Genomic DNA, 16,970 nt, shown 5'->3' with positions numbered 1-16,970 from the left:
TATGTAACACCACTCTTCGATCTACTGAAGACACCTTTGAAATTTGTGATATTTCTGAATTAATTTTACAAAAGTGGTAATTACTTGTAAAATAACTATTAATCATGGGTTTATGATTAAAAGTCATGGAGGGTGGACATGAATATTGAACAATTAAAGTATATTGTCGAAGTAGCCAAAACAAAATCCATCACGTCTGCTTCACAAAACTATTATGTTTCACAATCCGGTATCAGCCGTTCCATTGCCTCTTTGGAAAAAGAGTTGGGGATAAAACTTTTTAAACGTTTACGCTCAGGAGTGGAACCAACCAATGAAGGAAAAATCCTGGTCGGAAGAGCTGAGGAAATAGTCACTAAATTAAAAGAGTTTGAAGATCAAGTTCAAAAGATGAACAAAACCATAAATGTCCTTTTAAAAATATCTGCAGTGCCTGGTTTATTTAACTCCCTCTTACTAGACTCTTTTAAAGCCTTTATGAAAGAACACCCGAATATTAAGGTGGAAATAGATGAAAACCCCACAGAGGCTATTATCGAAGGAGTAAATCAAGAGAGAATTGATATCGGCTTTATTCACGTCTATCAAGGTATACACAAAATATTTGAAAGCTATGAGGATCTTGTTTTTAATAGTCTATTTACAACAAAATTATATGCCCTCGTCAGTCACTCGTCTCCATTGGCATCTCGGAAACAAATTTATCCTATCGATTTAATTGACCAGCCAATTGTTGTTTATAACAGCCAATTCGTAAGAGAATTCTATCAAAAATTGGAATCCAAATACGGTTCCCTTAATATCTTGTTTGCCTCCAACAATACGGAAGTAATCCGGAAAACCGTTGAAGATGGGCGGGCCATAACCCTCGCCTTTGATTTAGCAATCAAAAATTCATTGTTAAATAACAAAAAAATGAAACTGATTCCATTTATTCTGAAAAAGGAACAAGTTCAAATACCCATGGGATACATGACGTCCAAAAAAGGACTATCAAAAGAAGCTAAGCTCTTTTTGCTTATTCTCAAGAAACATTTAGCAAAGGAAGATGATCAACTTTCGAACATTGGTTTTAGAAAATAAATTACACCGCTGCCTTAATGAGAAAAACGGAAATGAATTAATATTCATTTCCGTCTCTTTTTGGAAAAAAGGATCGCATCCGTTTTCCAATTTATTCAAATAATGGAGTAACAGCTTTTTCATTATGAATCCGTTCAATCGCCTCTGCCAATAAAGGTGCTACCGTGATTGTCTTTATTTTTGGAATCAGCTTTTCTTCAGGGATATTAATCGTATTGGTTACCACTAACTCTTCAATTGGTGAAGCGGCTATACTTTCGATTGACTTATCGGTGAATACTGCATGGGTAGCACCGGCAAAGATCGATTTTGCCCCGCTTTCAGCCAAGGCTTTGGCGGCAAAAGTAATGGTAGAGCCTGTATCAATCAAATCATCGATAATGATAGCATTTTTTCCTGCGACATTCCCAACCACATCGACGGTTTCGGCTCCCTTTTCCTGTGGCTGTCTTTTGTCAATAAGGGCAATAGGAGCATTTAAGATTTTGGCCAATTTACGCGCCCTGCCCATGCTGCCGTTATGCGCTGCGACCACCACAAGATCATCCAAACCTTTTGCCTCGAAATACTGGGCAAGGATTGGCACACCAATTAAATGTTCCACAGGGATATCAAAAAAACCTTGGATTTGTGATGTATGAAGATCCATGGTGAGAACCCGGTTCGCTCCGGCCATTTCCAACAGATTCGCCACTAACTTGGCTGTAATCGGCTCACGGGAACGGGCTTTGCGGTCTTGCCGCGCATAGGAGAAATACGGGATGATAATATTGATTTTACCTGCCGATGCCCGCTTTAACGCATCAATCATAATTAAAAGTTCCATAATACTTTCATTAACCGGGTAGGAGGTTGATTGAATAACATATACCTCATTGCCCCGGACGCTTTCTTCAATCGTTATTTGAAGCTCTCCATCGCTAAATTTGGATACAGAGCACTTCCCTAACTCGCAGCCCAAGAGATTGGCAATTTCCTCTGCCAGCTTTCGATTTGATTTTAACGCAAACATTTTAAAATTATTTCTCAGTTGGTACGTCACTTTTTTTCCTCCAAATGGTTTTTGCCCTAAAAGCTTTACTCATTATTTTACTATATTAAACACTTTTGTGGTATTGTAATGTATTTTTGTTAAATTTAATTGGTAAAAGCACGGGAATTGTTTATTTCGAGTTTGAATTAAAAACAAACCAACCGCCCCTTATGGATGCGGTTGGTTTCATTGGATTGGTTTAAGCAAATACTTGACTGGCTTTCATTAGGTCTTCCCTGGCTGTAATATACTCTTGGTGAAGTTTATTTACATAAGCTGCTGTGCTGGAAATTTCGTTAATGACACCAATCCCTTGGCCGCTTCCCCAAATATCCTTCCAGGCTTTTGCTTTTCCCTCTCCGCCAAAATTCATTTTTGAAGGGTCGCTTTCCGGAAGCGCATTTGGGTCTAATCCCGCTGCCCGAATCGACGGGGCAAGATAGTTTCCATGGACTCCCGTAAACAGATTGCTGTATACAATGTCATCAGAAGTACTATCCACAATGGCCTGCTTATACTCATCAACCGCACGTGCTTCATGGGTGGCAATAAAAGGCGAGCCAATATAGGCGAGGTCGGCCCCCATGGCTTGGGCTGCGAGTATCGCTTTCCCGTTGGCAATTGACCCTGACAAAGCAACCGGTCCGTCAAACCACTGGCGGATTTCCTGAACCAGTGCGAACGGGCTCTTGCTGCCGGCATGGCCTCCTGCACCGGCCGCAACCGCAATCAAACCATCTGCCCCCTTCTCAATCGCCTTATGGGCAAACTTGTTGTTAATAATGTCATGCAAAACAAATCCTCCGTAGCTATGAGCGGCGATATTGACCTCTTCACGTGCCCCCAAAGATGTAATAATGATCGGGACTTTATATTTTACACATAATTCCATATCTTGCTCCAAGCGGTCATTCGACTTATGGACAATTTGGTTTATGGCAAATGGAGCGGCTGGGCGTTCTGGATTGCGGGCATTATAATCGGCAAGCTTTTCCGTAATTTCAGCCAGCCATTCGTCTAGCTGAGAAACTGGCCGCGCATTAAGCGCGGGCATGGAACCAACAATGCCTGCCTTACACTGCTCAATCACAAGCTTAGGGTTACTAATAATAAAAAGGGGTGAACCAATGACAGGAATACGCAGTTTTTTAAGGATTTCCGGAATGTTAGGCATATGTATCAATCCTCCGTTCAAAAGTTTTTGACGATAACCAACAGGCAAACGCTTACATTTTTGTTTCTAAACTTCTTTTTCTACTATAATACTATACTAAAAATTACCACATTTAGCAGATAGTAGTCAATCAATTTCGAATATTATAAAAAAACATCTTCTTCCGTTCAATGGCAAAGGGCAATCACAATGATTGCCCCAGCTTTTGTTTATTTGGTTTGGTTACCCATTTTGATGCAAGACAACCTTCTACACAATTCAGGTCCCGCAGAAGGTTTGGTATCGTATGGTTGACGGTGCGGGTGGTTTACAGTATTTCTCTTGTTCCGAAGAGAATTGGTAAGGGTTTGATAGGACTTCTAGCAGTGTTTCCATTACCGTGTAGTCCCCCTTTTCAGCAGCCTCCAACGCTTCTTCAACCCGATGGTTTCTTGGGATTACAGACGGATTTGAGTTTCGCATTAATTCCAGAGAAGCGTCGGCTGATTTTGCCTGTCTGGCCAATCTTTCTTTCCATTGCTGATGCCACTGTTCAAATTCTGGAATTCCAGCTAGCCCCGTCTCCTCGGGTTTTTCCAAAGTTAAGGCACGGAAGGTATTGGTATAGTCCGCCTGGTACTGCTTCATCAAATTCAGCAGGTTCTCAAACAGGGACTCATCACCAGTTTCTTCATTGAAAATACCCAATTTTGCTCTCATCCCCTGAAGCCAATTAGCTTGATACAGCTTCGAACACTCGGAAATGGCATCCTGTGCCAACTTTAACCCTTGTTCCTCATCTTCGTGAAGCAATGGTATTAATGTTTCTGTAAATCGGGCCAGATTCCACCCACCGATATAGGGCTGATTTCCGTAGGCATAACGCCCTTCTCTGTCAATCGAACTGAACACAGTGGCCGGGTCATAGATATCTATAAAAGCACATGGACCGTAATCAATCGTTTCTCCACTTATCGCCATATTGTCGGTGTTCATTACACCATGAATAAATCCGACCAACTGCCATTTGGCAATCAACTCCGCTTGACGCTTAATGACTTGCTGCAACAGCGATAGATAAGGATTCACAGTAGCCTCAACCTCGGGATAATGGCGCTTGATGGTATAGTCAGCCAAGTTCCGGAGTTCTTCCACTGACCCCCAAGCGGCTGCGTATTGAAAGGTACCGACGCGGATATGACTGGCTGCCACACGGGTCAGGATGGCGCCAGGCAAGGCGGTTTCCCTGTATACAGGCTCACCCGAATCCACCACTGCCAGGCTCCGTGTGGTTGGTATGCCAAGCGCGTGCATTGCTTCGCTAATGATGTATTCGCGCAGCATTGGCCCTAAAGCCGCGCGCCCATCGCCTCCCCGTGAGTAAGGCGTTCTTCCCGAACCTTTCAGCTGAATATCCACACGCTTTCCATTGGGGGATATGTGTTCTCCAAGCAACAGCGCCCTTCCGTCGCCCAACCTGGTAAAATGCCCGAACTGATGCCCTGCATATGCTTGGGCAAGCGGTGACGCACCTTCGGGAATTTTATTTCCCGCAAACACCGCAACGCCAACTTCACTTTGCAACGACATGACATCCAACCCTAAGGATTCCGCCAACTCATGGTTAAAGACCGCCAACTTAGGCGACCGTACGGGGCTAGGGTTTTGACTGGTAAAAAACAAATTCGATAGCCGGGCATAACTGTTGTCAAAGTTCCAACCCGAATTGTTGATTTCTTTTTCCATTGTATCTCCTTATTTCTTTAGGCATCATTAACATTAGTTTTCCTTTTTATCAAAAGAAATACCATATTTCTTTTCAATATTATCACATTAGAAACCTGCTTATTAAAACATTAATTTTCTACATTAGTCTTCAGATTATGGAAGGATTGGCTTAGATTCGTTAATGTGTAAAGCCTTGCAGTAAAAATAAATAAGTCATGGTAGTTGTTTTTTACGTATTCCTCGATGACATGAATGCCCTTTTCAAACTGACCCACCAAGTAGTGAGTGTATTTTTCATCCCAATCGTACTGGTTGATTCTGATCAATTCATCAGCGATGATTTGAAACTTAAAATCTTCTATCCAAAGTTTTATTTGATAGATTTTATCGGTATTGGGATGAAGGCTTTTTTGGTTTTCATGGCTTTTTACGACAAAACGAATAAACTCATTCATTTGTTCAGCCAGCATCATGGCTTTTTGCCTTTCGTAGTGCATGTTTTCCTCTCCTTATCAACTTTCCTAAGAAGAGTTTATGTTTTGAATTGTAAATGTACCACCCACTGTTATTATTTTCAAAGTTTATTGGGGGTGGTATGGATTATTATACGTTCAAGCTATCATTGCAGAATTTTTTCAATTTGGAGCATGGACGAGAGCACATGGAGGAACGCAGCATACATGGAAGAGGTTTTAAGGTGTTTTTCATAATAATAATGCAAATGCATGGCGATTTCTTGGGTAGCATTGGGGTTAAAGTGGTAAAAGTCCACGATGGGAATGTATAAGCTGTCTCCTATCGGGATTAAGATTCCCATCGCAATTTCACCTTTTTCAGGTGGTACAGCGGATGGATCGAGAACGATGACTTCTAAAGGTTTTTCCTCCAACATATCAATAACTACATAAGATCTATTATTATGTTTATACCCCACGTAATAGAATTTCGGTACGACCTTATCACATTCCCTCAGCCATGAAAGCAAAATGGGTTTCTTATGAAGCATTTGATAGTTTTCGGAAATATATTCCTCTATACAGCTTTTTAAATGTATGTTCGCATCATAAAAGATCCGCCACCAAAACAGGTTATGGATCAAACCATCCTTTTTCTCTTCAGGAATCGCATGTTCATCCACAAATTCTTGTGAAATCGGCGTATAAGCATCATAATATTCATCTAACACAAATATCATGAACTCCCTGAATACCTTGTCTAGCATGACCTCCCTTAATTCGTCTGAAATGGGATAATCTTTTCGGAACTTCCGAGAATCGCTTTGGGTAAATTCGATTACTTTTTCCTTTACTGCTTTCAGTTGCATCATTCCCTCACCCTTTCCATGTTAAACTTCACTATGCTTTTTCGACATTATTCTTCATTATCCTTTATTTAAAAAAGTAAATTTTTGTGAATGAAAAAATACTGTTCCCATTTAGAAATTGCAAAAAGGGGCTATCCATTAAGGGTTCTAACACTGACCCCTTTATGGATAGCCCCATGCTATCGAATAACCATTATTCTGCTTGAGGTTTCGCTCTTTTAATAAAAAAAGCAAGCAATAAAGCAACGGCTGCTATACCGGTAGCTACCACAAATGCGTCGTTAATACCGCTGATTGTGGCATTTTTTGCGGCCTGACCATAAATGGTATACGTGGCCAATATTTGTCCTTTCTGGGCGGAAATCCCGGCCGCAGCGGTAATCGTGCGGCCTAATCCAGCTAGTTTCGCAGAAAGATACGGATTGGCACTTGTGATAACATTGCCATAGTTGAACGTATGGAACGTACTTCTTGTGGTCATGACGGTTACCAAGAAAGCTGTACCAAGGCTGCTTGCGACGGTTCTGGCGGTATTTGAAGCAGCTGTCCCATGGCCAGCCAACCGTGCCGGAAGCTGATTCATTCCCTCCGTGGTCACCGTCATTGATAAAAACGACATGCCAAACATCCTCATGACATAAAGCACCATAATAAATCCATACGTCGTCGTCATGGAAAGATGGGTAAATTGCCAGGTGGTAATAACGGTAACAATTAATCCAAAAACAGCTAACCACCTTGCACCTATCCGATCAAATAACCAACCGGAAATCGGCATCATAATGGCCATCGCGATGGCGCCTGGAAGCATCAAAAGGCCTGAATCAAGTGCTGTGAATCCGCGGATATTTTGCAGGTAAATCGGAACCAGCAGCATGGCCGCAAACATCGCCATATTAATAATCATCGAGATGACGGTGGTCAAGGCAAAAATATCATATTTGAATACCCGCAAATCCAACATCGGTTGGTCGGTGGTTAACTCCCGCCAAATAAACGCAACTAACCCAATAACCCCGATTGTAAGGGTAATCGCTACAATTTTGCTATCCCAGCCATTATTTCCTGCCTCACTAAATCCGTATAGCAAAAAGCCTAACCCTACAGTTGATAAAACAAAACCTGCCGTATCAAATTTCGGTTTGGTGATTTCCGCCACATCCACCATCCAGGCAAAAGCCATTATGATGGCCAAGATACCAAACGGAATCACAATATCAAACAAAATGCGCCAAGAGTAATGGCCGATTAGCCAGCCAGATAGGGTCGGCCCAATCGCTGGTGCAAACAGAATGGCGACGCCAAACAGCCCCATGGCCGCGCCCCGCTTATCTGGCGGGAATATCGTTAAGAAAACGGTCATTAATAACGGCATGATGACCCCGGCGCCAGCTGCCTGTATCACCCTGCCAAGCATCAGTAGAGAGAAGGTGGTCGACACCGAACAAATAACCGACCCTAACGTAAACGCAAATATCGCTGATATAAACAACTTCCTCGTGCCTAGCCTCGAAATGAGATAGGCGGTAATTGGAATGAAAACGCCGTTAGTCAGCATGTAACCGGTGGACAACCATTGTACGGTGCTGGCCGAAACATTCAAGTCATTCATGATATGCGGAATTGCCACGTTCAGCAAGGTTTGATTTAATACCGCCACAAACGCTCCGAGCATCATCGTGAAAATTAGTTTGCCCCTGCCAGTTTTAAAACGGTCATATGACGAGGCCTCTGCCGTTTCTTTGCTGGGCTCTGGTACGGGTATATGAGTTTCTTTTTTCTCAATCGTTATATTTTCGCTTTTTGTTGAGATTTGTACGATTGGGTCTATTGAGTCTGTTTCTGGTTTTTTCTTTCTCATGGAAGCCCGATTTCGTTCCTTTTCTCCACCGTTATTTTTCCTCTGTTTTCGCAGCATGAAATTAACGGTCCCGATCAGGAGCATGGATAATAGAATATAACCTGCGATAAAAATGGACATGGTATCACCTACTTATGAATTCGCACTGTTACATTCATTCCGGGAACCAATCTTTCTCCGTAACTATCAAGCGAAATTTTCACAGGAATTACCTGTGTTTCTTTTGTGTAATTTCCAGATGAACTGTTAGATGGCAAAAGTGAAAAAGTTCCGGCTGTTGCCAATCCAATCTCTTGCACCTTACCGTTTAAGGTCACGTTCGGAAACGAATCAACATACACATCGACGTCCTGACCGACTTTCACATCAATTAATTTTGTTTCTTCAATATTAGCAGTAACCCATAGGTGTTCTAAATCATAGCTGACAGCAAGCTGGTTTCCGGCAGCCGTCATGGAATTTTCCACTGCATTTGACTGTACAATCGTTCCGTCAGCAGGGGCTTTTACAGGCATATCTACAGCATTACCTTGGGTGCCTTGTACTTCCACAGTCCCAATGGTTTCATCTTTGGCAAAATTGTCTCCGGTATGGCCGCTCCATTCTACGAGTTTACCTGCTGCAGGCGAGGCAATACTCACTTGCTGCCCTGAAATTTGGGCATTATCAGTTGACAGGTAATTGACAGATTCGTTGAAGTAATAATAGCCTACAAATCCCCCGCCAACTAAAACGATGAGCAAAATTACATTAATAACAATCATTCGTCTCGTATTCATTTCTGGTTGTTTCTCCTTACTCCTCAAGTATAGCGCGGATTTTTTCATGAATCCGCATGAGATTTTGTATATCTTCTTCGGGCAGTTGTTTAATCCGTTCCAGCTTTGTGACTAACTCTGATTCGTTTTGGATGACTTCTTCTAACTTTTCTTCCCCTTTTTCCGAAAGCCGAATCATGATAGCCCTGCGGTCATGTTCAAGCGTATGTCGTTCCACCAAGCCGTTTTGCACCATTCGGTCGACTACCCCGCTGACGGTACTATTTGTCAGTTTCAAGACATCGGCTAGTTCCATCAAGCCGATATTGGGCTGTGACGAAATTCGATAAAGTGCCTTTAGCTGAACTACGGTTAACCCATTTTTATCCGCATCTTGTTTTGATATTTTGTAAAAGAGTTTATTAATAGTTGAAAAGGAATTTAGAATTTCACTATTATAGGCACTCTTCACTTACGTCCCTCCTTTCCAAATTAATGTTGATGCAAATATTTCGTATACGAATTATTTGTATGCGATATATAATCCCATACCATATTGTATGTGTCAACTTTTATTAATTTCCTATCAATATGTCTTCATCCAAAAATTGTAACAGCAAAACAAAAACTGCCAGGTATTCCCCCGCAGTTCATACTTTAGCTGGGCCGGAAGACCGGCCCATTTATTTCAATTCTTCCTCAGGAATTAGCCCGAGTTTTTTGGCCTTGGCAATTGTGTCAACCCTTGTCCGTACGCTGAATTTTTGGTACAGGGCTGTTAAGTTGTATTCAAGGGATCGCTGGCTCATAGCTAAGGCGGCGGCGATTTCCCGTGTGCTTTTGCCCTTAGATAGTTCTAAAAGAATCTGCTCTTCATTAGTTGTTAGTATCACTTTTTCGTTGGTATTGGAGGTTTCCGTTATGATACCCGGTCTTCTCAGTTCCCGCACCAGCGATAGCGGCAAGACAACCTGGCGCCTTAAGGCAGCCCGAATCCCCGAAACCAATTCCTCCCTCGACGATGTTTTGGAAACAAATCCGGCTACACCCGCTTCGACCAGAAGATTGAAATGGGGCTTTATATCAAAGCCGGTATAGATGAGGATAATTAGTTCCGGATTATAAGCCAAGGCCTGCTTCGCCAGCTCCAGGCCATTGAGATGCGGCATATACAAATCAAACAACATTGCATCATAATGGTGGAGCTTAATTAAGTTCATCGCGTTCAACGAACTGCTTTCGACGGTAATGTTAAAATCAGGTTCTTGTTCCAACAGCATTTTCGTGCCTTCGATAATCGATAAATGGTCGTCTACGATTAAAATATTTACCATTTTACGATGCTCCTTTCTAATTGAATGGGCAGCTCTAACGCTGCAGTTAATCCATAGCCTTGGTTGGAACGGAATTTGATTTTCCCTCCGAGACTTTGTGCCCTCTGGTAGATATTCGATAATCTCATACGGTCTGGTTCAGAGTGTTCATCCTGTATATCCAATCCCACTCCATCATCGCCATACACCAGCTTCAATTGATCTTTTTCAGAATAGAGCTCAAAGGTGACGAGATTGGCCCTGACGTCTTCTTCTGCATGATGGAGTAAATCTTGGACAATTCGGTAGATCCCAATGGTTTGCTCCTCGCTTAACGGAAGAGTAGAAATTTCCTCCGAACGAAAGATAATTTTATAGGTGGACGTAATCTGGATATGCTCGAACAGATTTTCCAACGCCCTTTCCAATCCTAATTCCCTCAACAGAGGTGGGCGCAAGGTATTGCATGTCGTCCGGATTTGGTGGATAATGTCAAGCAATCCCTGTTCAATATTAGTAAGTTTTGTTTTGGTCTCCGTTTCGATAGGGTAACGATTAAGAAGGGATTCGAGTCTTCTATATAATTCTATTTGATCTTGAAGCACGGTATCATGCAGGTCACTGGATAAGGTCAATCGCTGCTGTTCCTGCAGATTAAACATCATCCGCAGCACCCATTGCGGTGTTTCTTTGCTTTTTACAGCCGTTTCCAGTTGGTTGATCAGATTCTCAATCATGGACAAATTTTCAAAGACCATGATGGCATAATAAGCTAATGTCTCCAGCCAGATGGAGTCCATTTTTTCGCGAACAGCTTCCTTGTACAGGGAAATCATAAAAGGCTGTTTCCCCCGCTCGCCTATTTTAATCAACAGCTTGTCAGCGTGAACCAATACATTTCCTGTTACGAATTCGGAGCTGCTACTGGTTTCGGGATAGTTTTTCAAGATTTTAGGATGGGAGTTTGGCAGGACCGTTTTTATTTCCTTTATTAGCCTCTCTTCCAAATCTGCAAGCTTCATCACGAACGACAGGTCTTGTGAAAAGTTTTTCAGGCTATTTTGTAAAAGTTCATGACGGTTCTTATGGTGTTCCAGTTCCAATTCCATTAACTTTCTTTCGGTGATATCCCTTGTCGTTACAACCTGGAGGTAATTAACCGTATCTGGCAGAGGTGTGGTTTTGCACTCACAATACCGGATTTCCCCATTCTTTTTGATAATCCGATATTCCGATGAGTTACTTTTACCGGAGGCAAGCAAGTTTTTATGCCTTGCTTCCAAATTGGACCGATCCTCAGGATGAACCATAAAAAATGTGTCCCTGTTTAACAGTTCCTCCATACTATATCCTGACAATTCAACGATATTGGGAGTAATATAAACAATATGGCGATTTCGGTCGACAATCATCAACATATCACTCGTATGATCGGCAATGGTTCCAAAAAATTCCTGTCCGTCTTTCATAAAAAACACCACCCGAGTTCTCTTACTATCTTCAGTTTACCTGAAACCAAATGCTTGCAAACCGCAAAATTCTTGCGTGTCTGTCGCTTTTTTCATGTGGTTTGCATCGCTTTTACCTGTTTTTGTATTTTTTTTCTAGGTTAGGATATCTGCCATGTATGAAGAAACATTGTCATAAAAAATAGCCAACATCGCTGTTGACTATGATATTGAAATGAAAGGGTGCAGGCTTTTCGATTTTCTAGTGATCTGGTTAAATAGGTATTCCGCATCCTTACCCACACCGCCAATAAGAGCGGAACTTCGGCTATGCTGCCATGGCAGCCCTAAAAAGTAAAGACCTTTAGCCGATGTGACGCCTCTATTGTGGACGGGAAAACCGCTTGGGTCTAATATATGGCTAACCTCAATCCAACGATAATTCGGTTTGAATCCCGTTGACCAAATCACATTGTTTACTCTTAATTCCCCTCCATCTTCAAATTGAAAGCTATCATCCTGAACAGTGGCCGTCCTTGATTTTAGTTTTACTTTTCCACTTTCAATTAAAGGTTTCAGTTCATAACCGAAAATCGGATCGTTTTTACTTTTTACGAACCTTCCAATCTTCGATTCTTTACTGGCATTATACAATCCTAACTTTTCAAAATACCAGAAAATGCTTTTGCTGCCAATCTCTACCGGCAGGAATTTCAATTTATGGCCGACAGAAAAATAGACGTCCCTGTCTGCGGATAACTCAACGGCAATTTGAGCACCTGAATTGCCGCCCCCTACCACCAACACAGAACCCTTTCGCAGCTGTGCTGGATTTTTATATTGTGAGGAATGTACCTGGAAAACTTGATTCGATAAAGATTGTGAAAAGTTCGGAATGAATGGCTTTTGGAATGGACCGGTCGCCACTACTACTTGATTGCCATAAAACTCGCCACGGTTTGTGTGAAGATGAAACCCATCTGGAACCTGCCGAAGCCGCAAAACTTCTGTTCCATGCTGGATGGGAAGCTTATTTTTCATGGCATAAGCTTTCATATAATCAGCTACCTCATCCTTTGTAGGATACCTTGTTTTGGCATTGGTAAAGCTAAAACCGGGTAATGAACTGTAGAGATCAGGGGTAAAAAGGGTAAGCGAGTCGTAACGTGTTCTCCAAATTTCTCCAACCTCCCGGCCTTTATCCAAGATGATAAATGACAGTTCAGACTGTTTCAGATAATAGCCGAGGGCAAGACCGGCCTGCCCGCCCCCTATAATGATCACATCAAGTTTTTGCATGATGACAATTCTCCTCTCAAAGAATCTTTTATTCTTTCACTTCAATGACAAACGGGAATGCCCTCACCTTTCCATCTTGCTGGAATTCAGCCCAAATTTTATAGATGCCAGGATTATCAAATTTTGTTTCAAAAATCGTATCGGTGTCATTGGATGGATGGACATGAAGGAATTTCTTCCCGTATTCATCAAGTATGACCACATGGCCCATGGCCCCTAAATAAGGAGTTAAATTAGTCCTGTCTAAATCAAAGGATAGTTTAATATCATCTCCGGCTTTAAATGAGCTGACATTCAAGGAAACCTTCTGGCCATCGACCTCTTTCATAAAGACTGTTTCTGGAACTAACGTATGGCCATGATCCGCCATTTTTGGCGCTCCCACTACAAATGGAACAGGTTCAACTTGGTAACTATAGGATTTCGGTTTTATATCGATAAATGCTTTATAATAGCCTTCAGGAAGTGAATTTCCAATGGTGAATTCACCCTCCCCGGTCCGTTCCGGATGCACGTGGTAGTACTTTTGCAGCTGTTCATCGACAATGATGAGATGAAGAATTTTTTCATGATTAACTTCCAGTTCGTCAATGGGATTTCCAGCTTTATCTTTCAAGAAAATTTTAATTTGGTTTTGATCATTATAAACGAAGGCGTTGACTTGACTACCTTCTCCTGCAGCCGCTCCCGAATCATGTCCGTGGCTTCCTTCTTCGGAATGCCCTGCTTCCATTTCTTCCATGCTATCCATGGTCTCTTTTTCATCTTGGTTAGCCTTTGCAGTCTTTGCATCCTTGCTTCCCATATCATCCATACTTGCTTCTGCAGCCTGCGCATCCTCTTTGGCAAACCATTTGTCATATGCCTGAAAACCGCAAATGACGATGGTGACATATACCATGCCGATTATTGCCCATTTTCTCATCTTGTTCACTCCTTCAATTTAATTTGTTATTTTTTTGTTTGGTATGTTATTAGCATACAGTTGAGTCATACCGTTCAAACCGCAATTCCTGCGCACCATGCCGCAAAGATTCTGCTGGGTACCGCCATCAGCCTGTAGCCGAGGGCAAAAGTAAAGCTTGCGGACCCGATCCAATTGGATGGCTGGCAAGCTTGAAAAGTTATTTTAATAATGCATCCACCCATTTTTGCACGTTGGAGTCTTCCACTAAATTGGTGTAGATAAAATAGCCGCCAAAGAGAACAACCAATGATAGGAGTGCAGGTATCGTCCATTTTCTAGTATTAGAGCCTCTTTGGACTGTATCATGGCCAACCAGCACTTCATGCTGCAATCTTAGGGCGTTTAATACAACAGACACGGAACTGAAAGCCATGGCAGCGCCGGCAAGCCACGGAGCAAGCAGCCCCAAAGCTGCAACGGGAATTCCAACGGTATTGTAAGCAAAAGCCCAGAATAAGTTTTGTTTAATGTTGTGAATTGTCCTTTTACTCATGTAAATGGCGTCGGCAATCCCATTTAGTTCTCCGCGCATAAGAGTGATATCCGCTGCCTCGATGGCCACATCGGTCCCTGTTCCAATGGCCATTCCAATATCAGCGACCGCCAATGCAGGGGCATCATTAATGCCATCCCCTACCATGGCCACGATTTTCCCTTGTTGCTGCAGCTTTTGCACTTGTTCGGCCTTGCCTTCCGGGAGTACTTCTGCAAGAACATGGTCAATGCCCACCTGCGAGGCAATCGCATGAGCAGCCTGTTGATTGTCACCGGTCATCATGACCACTTCTAAACCCATGTCTTTTAGCCGTTTTACTGCATGTTTGGACGAGCTTTTCATCGTATCGGCAACTGCCACAATTCCTGCATATTTCCCATCAATCGCTACCAACATGGCAGTCTTCCCGTTTTGTTCTAATAGAGTCATTTTAGCTGTTGCCTGTTCGTAGGATATTTGCTGTTGAGTGAGGAGCTTGCGGGTCCCGATTACGACGTTTTTTCCTTCTATTACGGCTTTAACACCATACCCTGGAATCGCTTCAAAGTCCATGCATTCCTTCATCAAGATGCCTTTATCGTAAACTCCTTTCACGATGGCTTGTGCCAGCGGATGTTCTGATTGTTTTTCGGCGGCTGCAACAAATGTCAAAAGTTCCTCTTCTGACACGTTCCCATCTATGATAATATCGGTTAACACTGGTTCTCCATTGGTGATGGTTCCGGTTTTATCCAGTACAATCGTGGTAAGGCGATTGGTCCTTTCGAGATGCTCGCCACCTTTAAACAGGATACCAAACTCTGCCGCACGGCCGGAACCCGCCATAATCGAGGTGGGGGTGGCCAGCCCTAAAGAACAAGGACAAGCAATGACGAGTACGGCTATTAATTTCTCCAGTGAACCGGAGAAATCTCCTGGTGCTACCCAAAAATACCAAATTAAGAATGTTAAGACGGCCATTCCCACCACAATCGGAACGAAGATGCCGGAAATTCGGTCTGCCATTCGTTGAATCGGCGCCTTCGAACCTTGAGCGGTTTCAACGATTTTGATAATCTGGGCCAGTGCCGTATCCTTTCCCACTTTAGTGGCACGCATCTTGATAAAACCGTTTATATTTATGGTGGCACCGATGACCGTGTCCCCGATAGTCTTGTCAACGGGAAGACTTTCGCCTGTTAACATCGATTCATCTAAGGTGGTCCTGCCTTCGATAATTTCCCCGTCCACCGGAACCTTCTCACCTGGTTTAATGTGCAGGATATCCCCCACTACCACTTCCTCCAAGGGAATCTCCATTTCCACACCGTTTCTTTCGACAACGGCCTGTTTCGATTGCAGTTGCATCAGCTTTTTGATGGCTTCAGAGGTGCGTCCTTTTGCGCTTGATTCGAAGATTTTTCCAAGAATAATCAGGGTTATTAATATGGCACTTGTTTCAAAATAGACTTCCAACATTATAGCGCCTGTTCCATAGGATTCTATTAACACATACAAACTGTAGAAGAAGGCAGCAGAGGTGCCAAGTGCCACCAACACGTCCATATTGGCACTTTTACTCCGCAGTGCTTTAAAGGCTGCTAGATAAAACTGCCATCCGATAAGCAACTGGACAGGTGTGGCCAAACACACCTGCACCCATGGGTTCATAAAGAATGCCTGTATTCCTAAACTGTCTGGTATGTTGGCCATATCAGCCAACATGACCAGAGCCATCGGGAAAGAAAGAAGCATAGCGAACAAAAACTTCCCTTTTTGACGCAGCAATTCAAGCTCCCGCGGATCTGGTTGACCTTGGCCCACATCTCCTTTTTTTTCTGCTCCGTAACCGATCTTTTCAATATTTTGTATCAGGTCATGGAGTTGAACCATCGATGGATGGAATTCGACTGTTGCGGTTTCCAATGCCAAATTGACTGTTGCCTTGGATACTCCGTCCACCTTGTTTAATCCTTTTTCAATTCTTGAGGCGCAGGCGGCACAGGTCATGCCTGTAATCAGTAATTCTGCTTTTTCCGTCACGACTCCATAACCAAGATTTCTAATTTTGTTCTCCAAATCTTCCATCTTGGTGCTTTCCGGATTATATTTGACGGTAGATTGCTCCAATGCTAGGTTTACGGTTGCTTCCATCACTCCATCGAGCTTTTGGAGTCCTTTTTCAATCCTTGCCGCACAGGCTGCACAAGTCATCCCAATGATTTGCAACTGAGCATCTTTTGTACTCATGGCTTCGTTCCTTTCTTACATATATTTCACCTCAATTAAGAAAACAGATTTACTGCATTTGATTTATTGGCAAACCATATAGCCTTGGTCTTCAATGGTTTCCTTAATCTGTTCGATTTTTACTTTCTCAGATTGATAAGTGACTTCAACATTTGCTTCCCTTAAATCAACTTTCACCTTGCTGACTCCGGAAAGTTTGCCCACGCTTCCTTCAATCGCCCTAACACAATGATGGCAGGTCATTCCTTTTACCGTTAAAGTTACATTTTCCATTTCTC

General features: G+C 42.7%; 15 protein-coding genes. 1 reads left to right on the top strand and 14 read right to left on the bottom strand.

All coding sequences use genetic code 11. The annotated features are described in order from the left end of the window. The first annotated feature begins 138 nt into the window (after nucleotides 1-138). Entirely contained in the window at nucleotides 139-1,083 is a 945-nt protein-coding gene (locus tag ACY8D0_RS25590; protein ID WP_462413281.1) for a LysR family transcriptional regulator, read from the top strand. A gap of 91 nt (nucleotides 1,084-1,174) precedes the next feature. Here ACY8D0_RS25590 and ACY8D0_RS25585 read toward each other — a convergent pair whose 3' ends face one another. The 14 genes from ACY8D0_RS25585 to copZ all read right to left on the bottom strand — a co-directional run bounded on the left by ACY8D0_RS25585 (nucleotide 1,175) and on the right by copZ (nucleotide 16,965). Next, nucleotides 1,175-2,125: a ribose-phosphate diphosphokinase gene (locus ACY8D0_RS25585; RefSeq protein ID WP_462413280.1), complete on the bottom strand. Its 951-nt coding sequence runs from the start codon at nucleotides 2,123-2,125 to the stop codon at nucleotides 1,175-1,177. 190 nt (nucleotides 2,126-2,315) lie between these two features. Continuing rightward, complete coding sequence (locus tag ACY8D0_RS25580) at nucleotides 2,316-3,290, bottom strand: NAD(P)H-dependent flavin oxidoreductase (protein ID WP_462413279.1); 975 nt, start codon at nucleotides 3,288-3,290, stop codon at nucleotides 2,316-2,318. A 258-nt stretch (nucleotides 3,291-3,548) separates the two neighbouring features. Then, nucleotides 3,549-5,015, bottom strand: coding sequence for a protein adenylyltransferase SelO (locus tag ACY8D0_RS25575; protein ID WP_462413278.1), 1,467 nt, complete (start codon nucleotides 5,013-5,015; stop codon nucleotides 3,549-3,551). A gap of 110 nt (nucleotides 5,016-5,125) precedes the next feature. Next, nucleotides 5,126-5,494: a hypothetical protein gene (locus tag ACY8D0_RS25570; protein WP_462413277.1), complete on the bottom strand. Its 369-nt coding sequence runs from the start codon at nucleotides 5,492-5,494 to the stop codon at nucleotides 5,126-5,128. Between the two features lie 122 nt (nucleotides 5,495-5,616). Next, nucleotides 5,617-6,324, bottom strand: a complete 708-nt coding sequence (locus ACY8D0_RS25565; RefSeq protein WP_462413276.1) for a hypothetical protein — start codon at nucleotides 6,322-6,324, stop codon at nucleotides 5,617-5,619. A gap of 190 nt (nucleotides 6,325-6,514) precedes the next feature. Beyond that, nucleotides 6,515-8,302, bottom strand: coding sequence for a DHA2 family efflux MFS transporter permease subunit (locus tag ACY8D0_RS25560; RefSeq protein WP_462413275.1), 1,788 nt, complete (start codon nucleotides 8,300-8,302; stop codon nucleotides 6,515-6,517). 8 nt (nucleotides 8,303-8,310) lie between these two features. Next, on the bottom strand, nucleotides 8,311-8,961 hold the full coding sequence (locus tag ACY8D0_RS25555; protein ID WP_462413274.1) for an HlyD family secretion protein: 651 nt from the start codon (nucleotides 8,959-8,961) through the stop codon (nucleotides 8,311-8,313). A 16-nt stretch (nucleotides 8,962-8,977) separates the two neighbouring features. After that, nucleotides 8,978-9,412, bottom strand: a complete 435-nt coding sequence (locus tag ACY8D0_RS25550) for a MarR family winged helix-turn-helix transcriptional regulator (protein ID WP_462413273.1) — start codon at nucleotides 9,410-9,412, stop codon at nucleotides 8,978-8,980. 211 nt (nucleotides 9,413-9,623) lie between these two features. Beyond that, complete coding sequence (locus ACY8D0_RS25545; RefSeq protein WP_462413272.1) at nucleotides 9,624-10,274, bottom strand: response regulator transcription factor; 651 nt, start codon at nucleotides 10,272-10,274, stop codon at nucleotides 9,624-9,626. After that, the gene (locus tag ACY8D0_RS25540; RefSeq protein ID WP_462413271.1) at nucleotides 10,268-11,722 is read right to left on the bottom strand and encodes a PAS domain-containing sensor histidine kinase; all 1,455 of its coding nucleotides are present in this window, start codon (nucleotides 11,720-11,722) and stop codon (nucleotides 10,268-10,270) included. The genes ACY8D0_RS25545 and ACY8D0_RS25540 overlap by 7 nt, the downstream gene beginning before the upstream one ends. Before the next feature lie 201 nt (nucleotides 11,723-11,923). Further along, on the bottom strand, nucleotides 11,924-13,000 hold the full coding sequence (locus ACY8D0_RS25535) for a flavin-containing monooxygenase (RefSeq protein WP_462413270.1): 1,077 nt from the start codon (nucleotides 12,998-13,000) through the stop codon (nucleotides 11,924-11,926). Between the two features lie 28 nt (nucleotides 13,001-13,028). Next, nucleotides 13,029-13,925: a DUF8832 domain-containing protein gene (locus tag ACY8D0_RS25530; RefSeq protein WP_462413269.1), complete on the bottom strand. Its 897-nt coding sequence runs from the start codon at nucleotides 13,923-13,925 to the stop codon at nucleotides 13,029-13,031. Nucleotides 13,926-14,124: 199 nt separating this feature from the next. Beyond that, nucleotides 14,125-16,692 (bottom strand): heavy metal translocating P-type ATPase, encoded by a 2,568-nt coding sequence (locus ACY8D0_RS25525; protein ID WP_462413268.1) that lies wholly within the window; start codon nucleotides 16,690-16,692, stop codon nucleotides 14,125-14,127. A gap of 63 nt (nucleotides 16,693-16,755) precedes the next feature. Continuing rightward, a complete protein-coding gene (gene copZ, locus ACY8D0_RS25520) occupies nucleotides 16,756-16,965 on the bottom strand; it encodes a copper chaperone CopZ (RefSeq protein WP_462413267.1) in 210 nt (69 codons plus the stop codon). Between the last annotated feature and the right edge of the window lie 5 nt (nucleotides 16,966-16,970).

The sequence above is a fragment of the Neobacillus camarae genome (genome assembly GCF_054950115.1).
The sequence above is the reverse complement of the archived record's forward strand: the minus strand, read 5'-3'. Positions and strand labels throughout refer to the sequence as shown.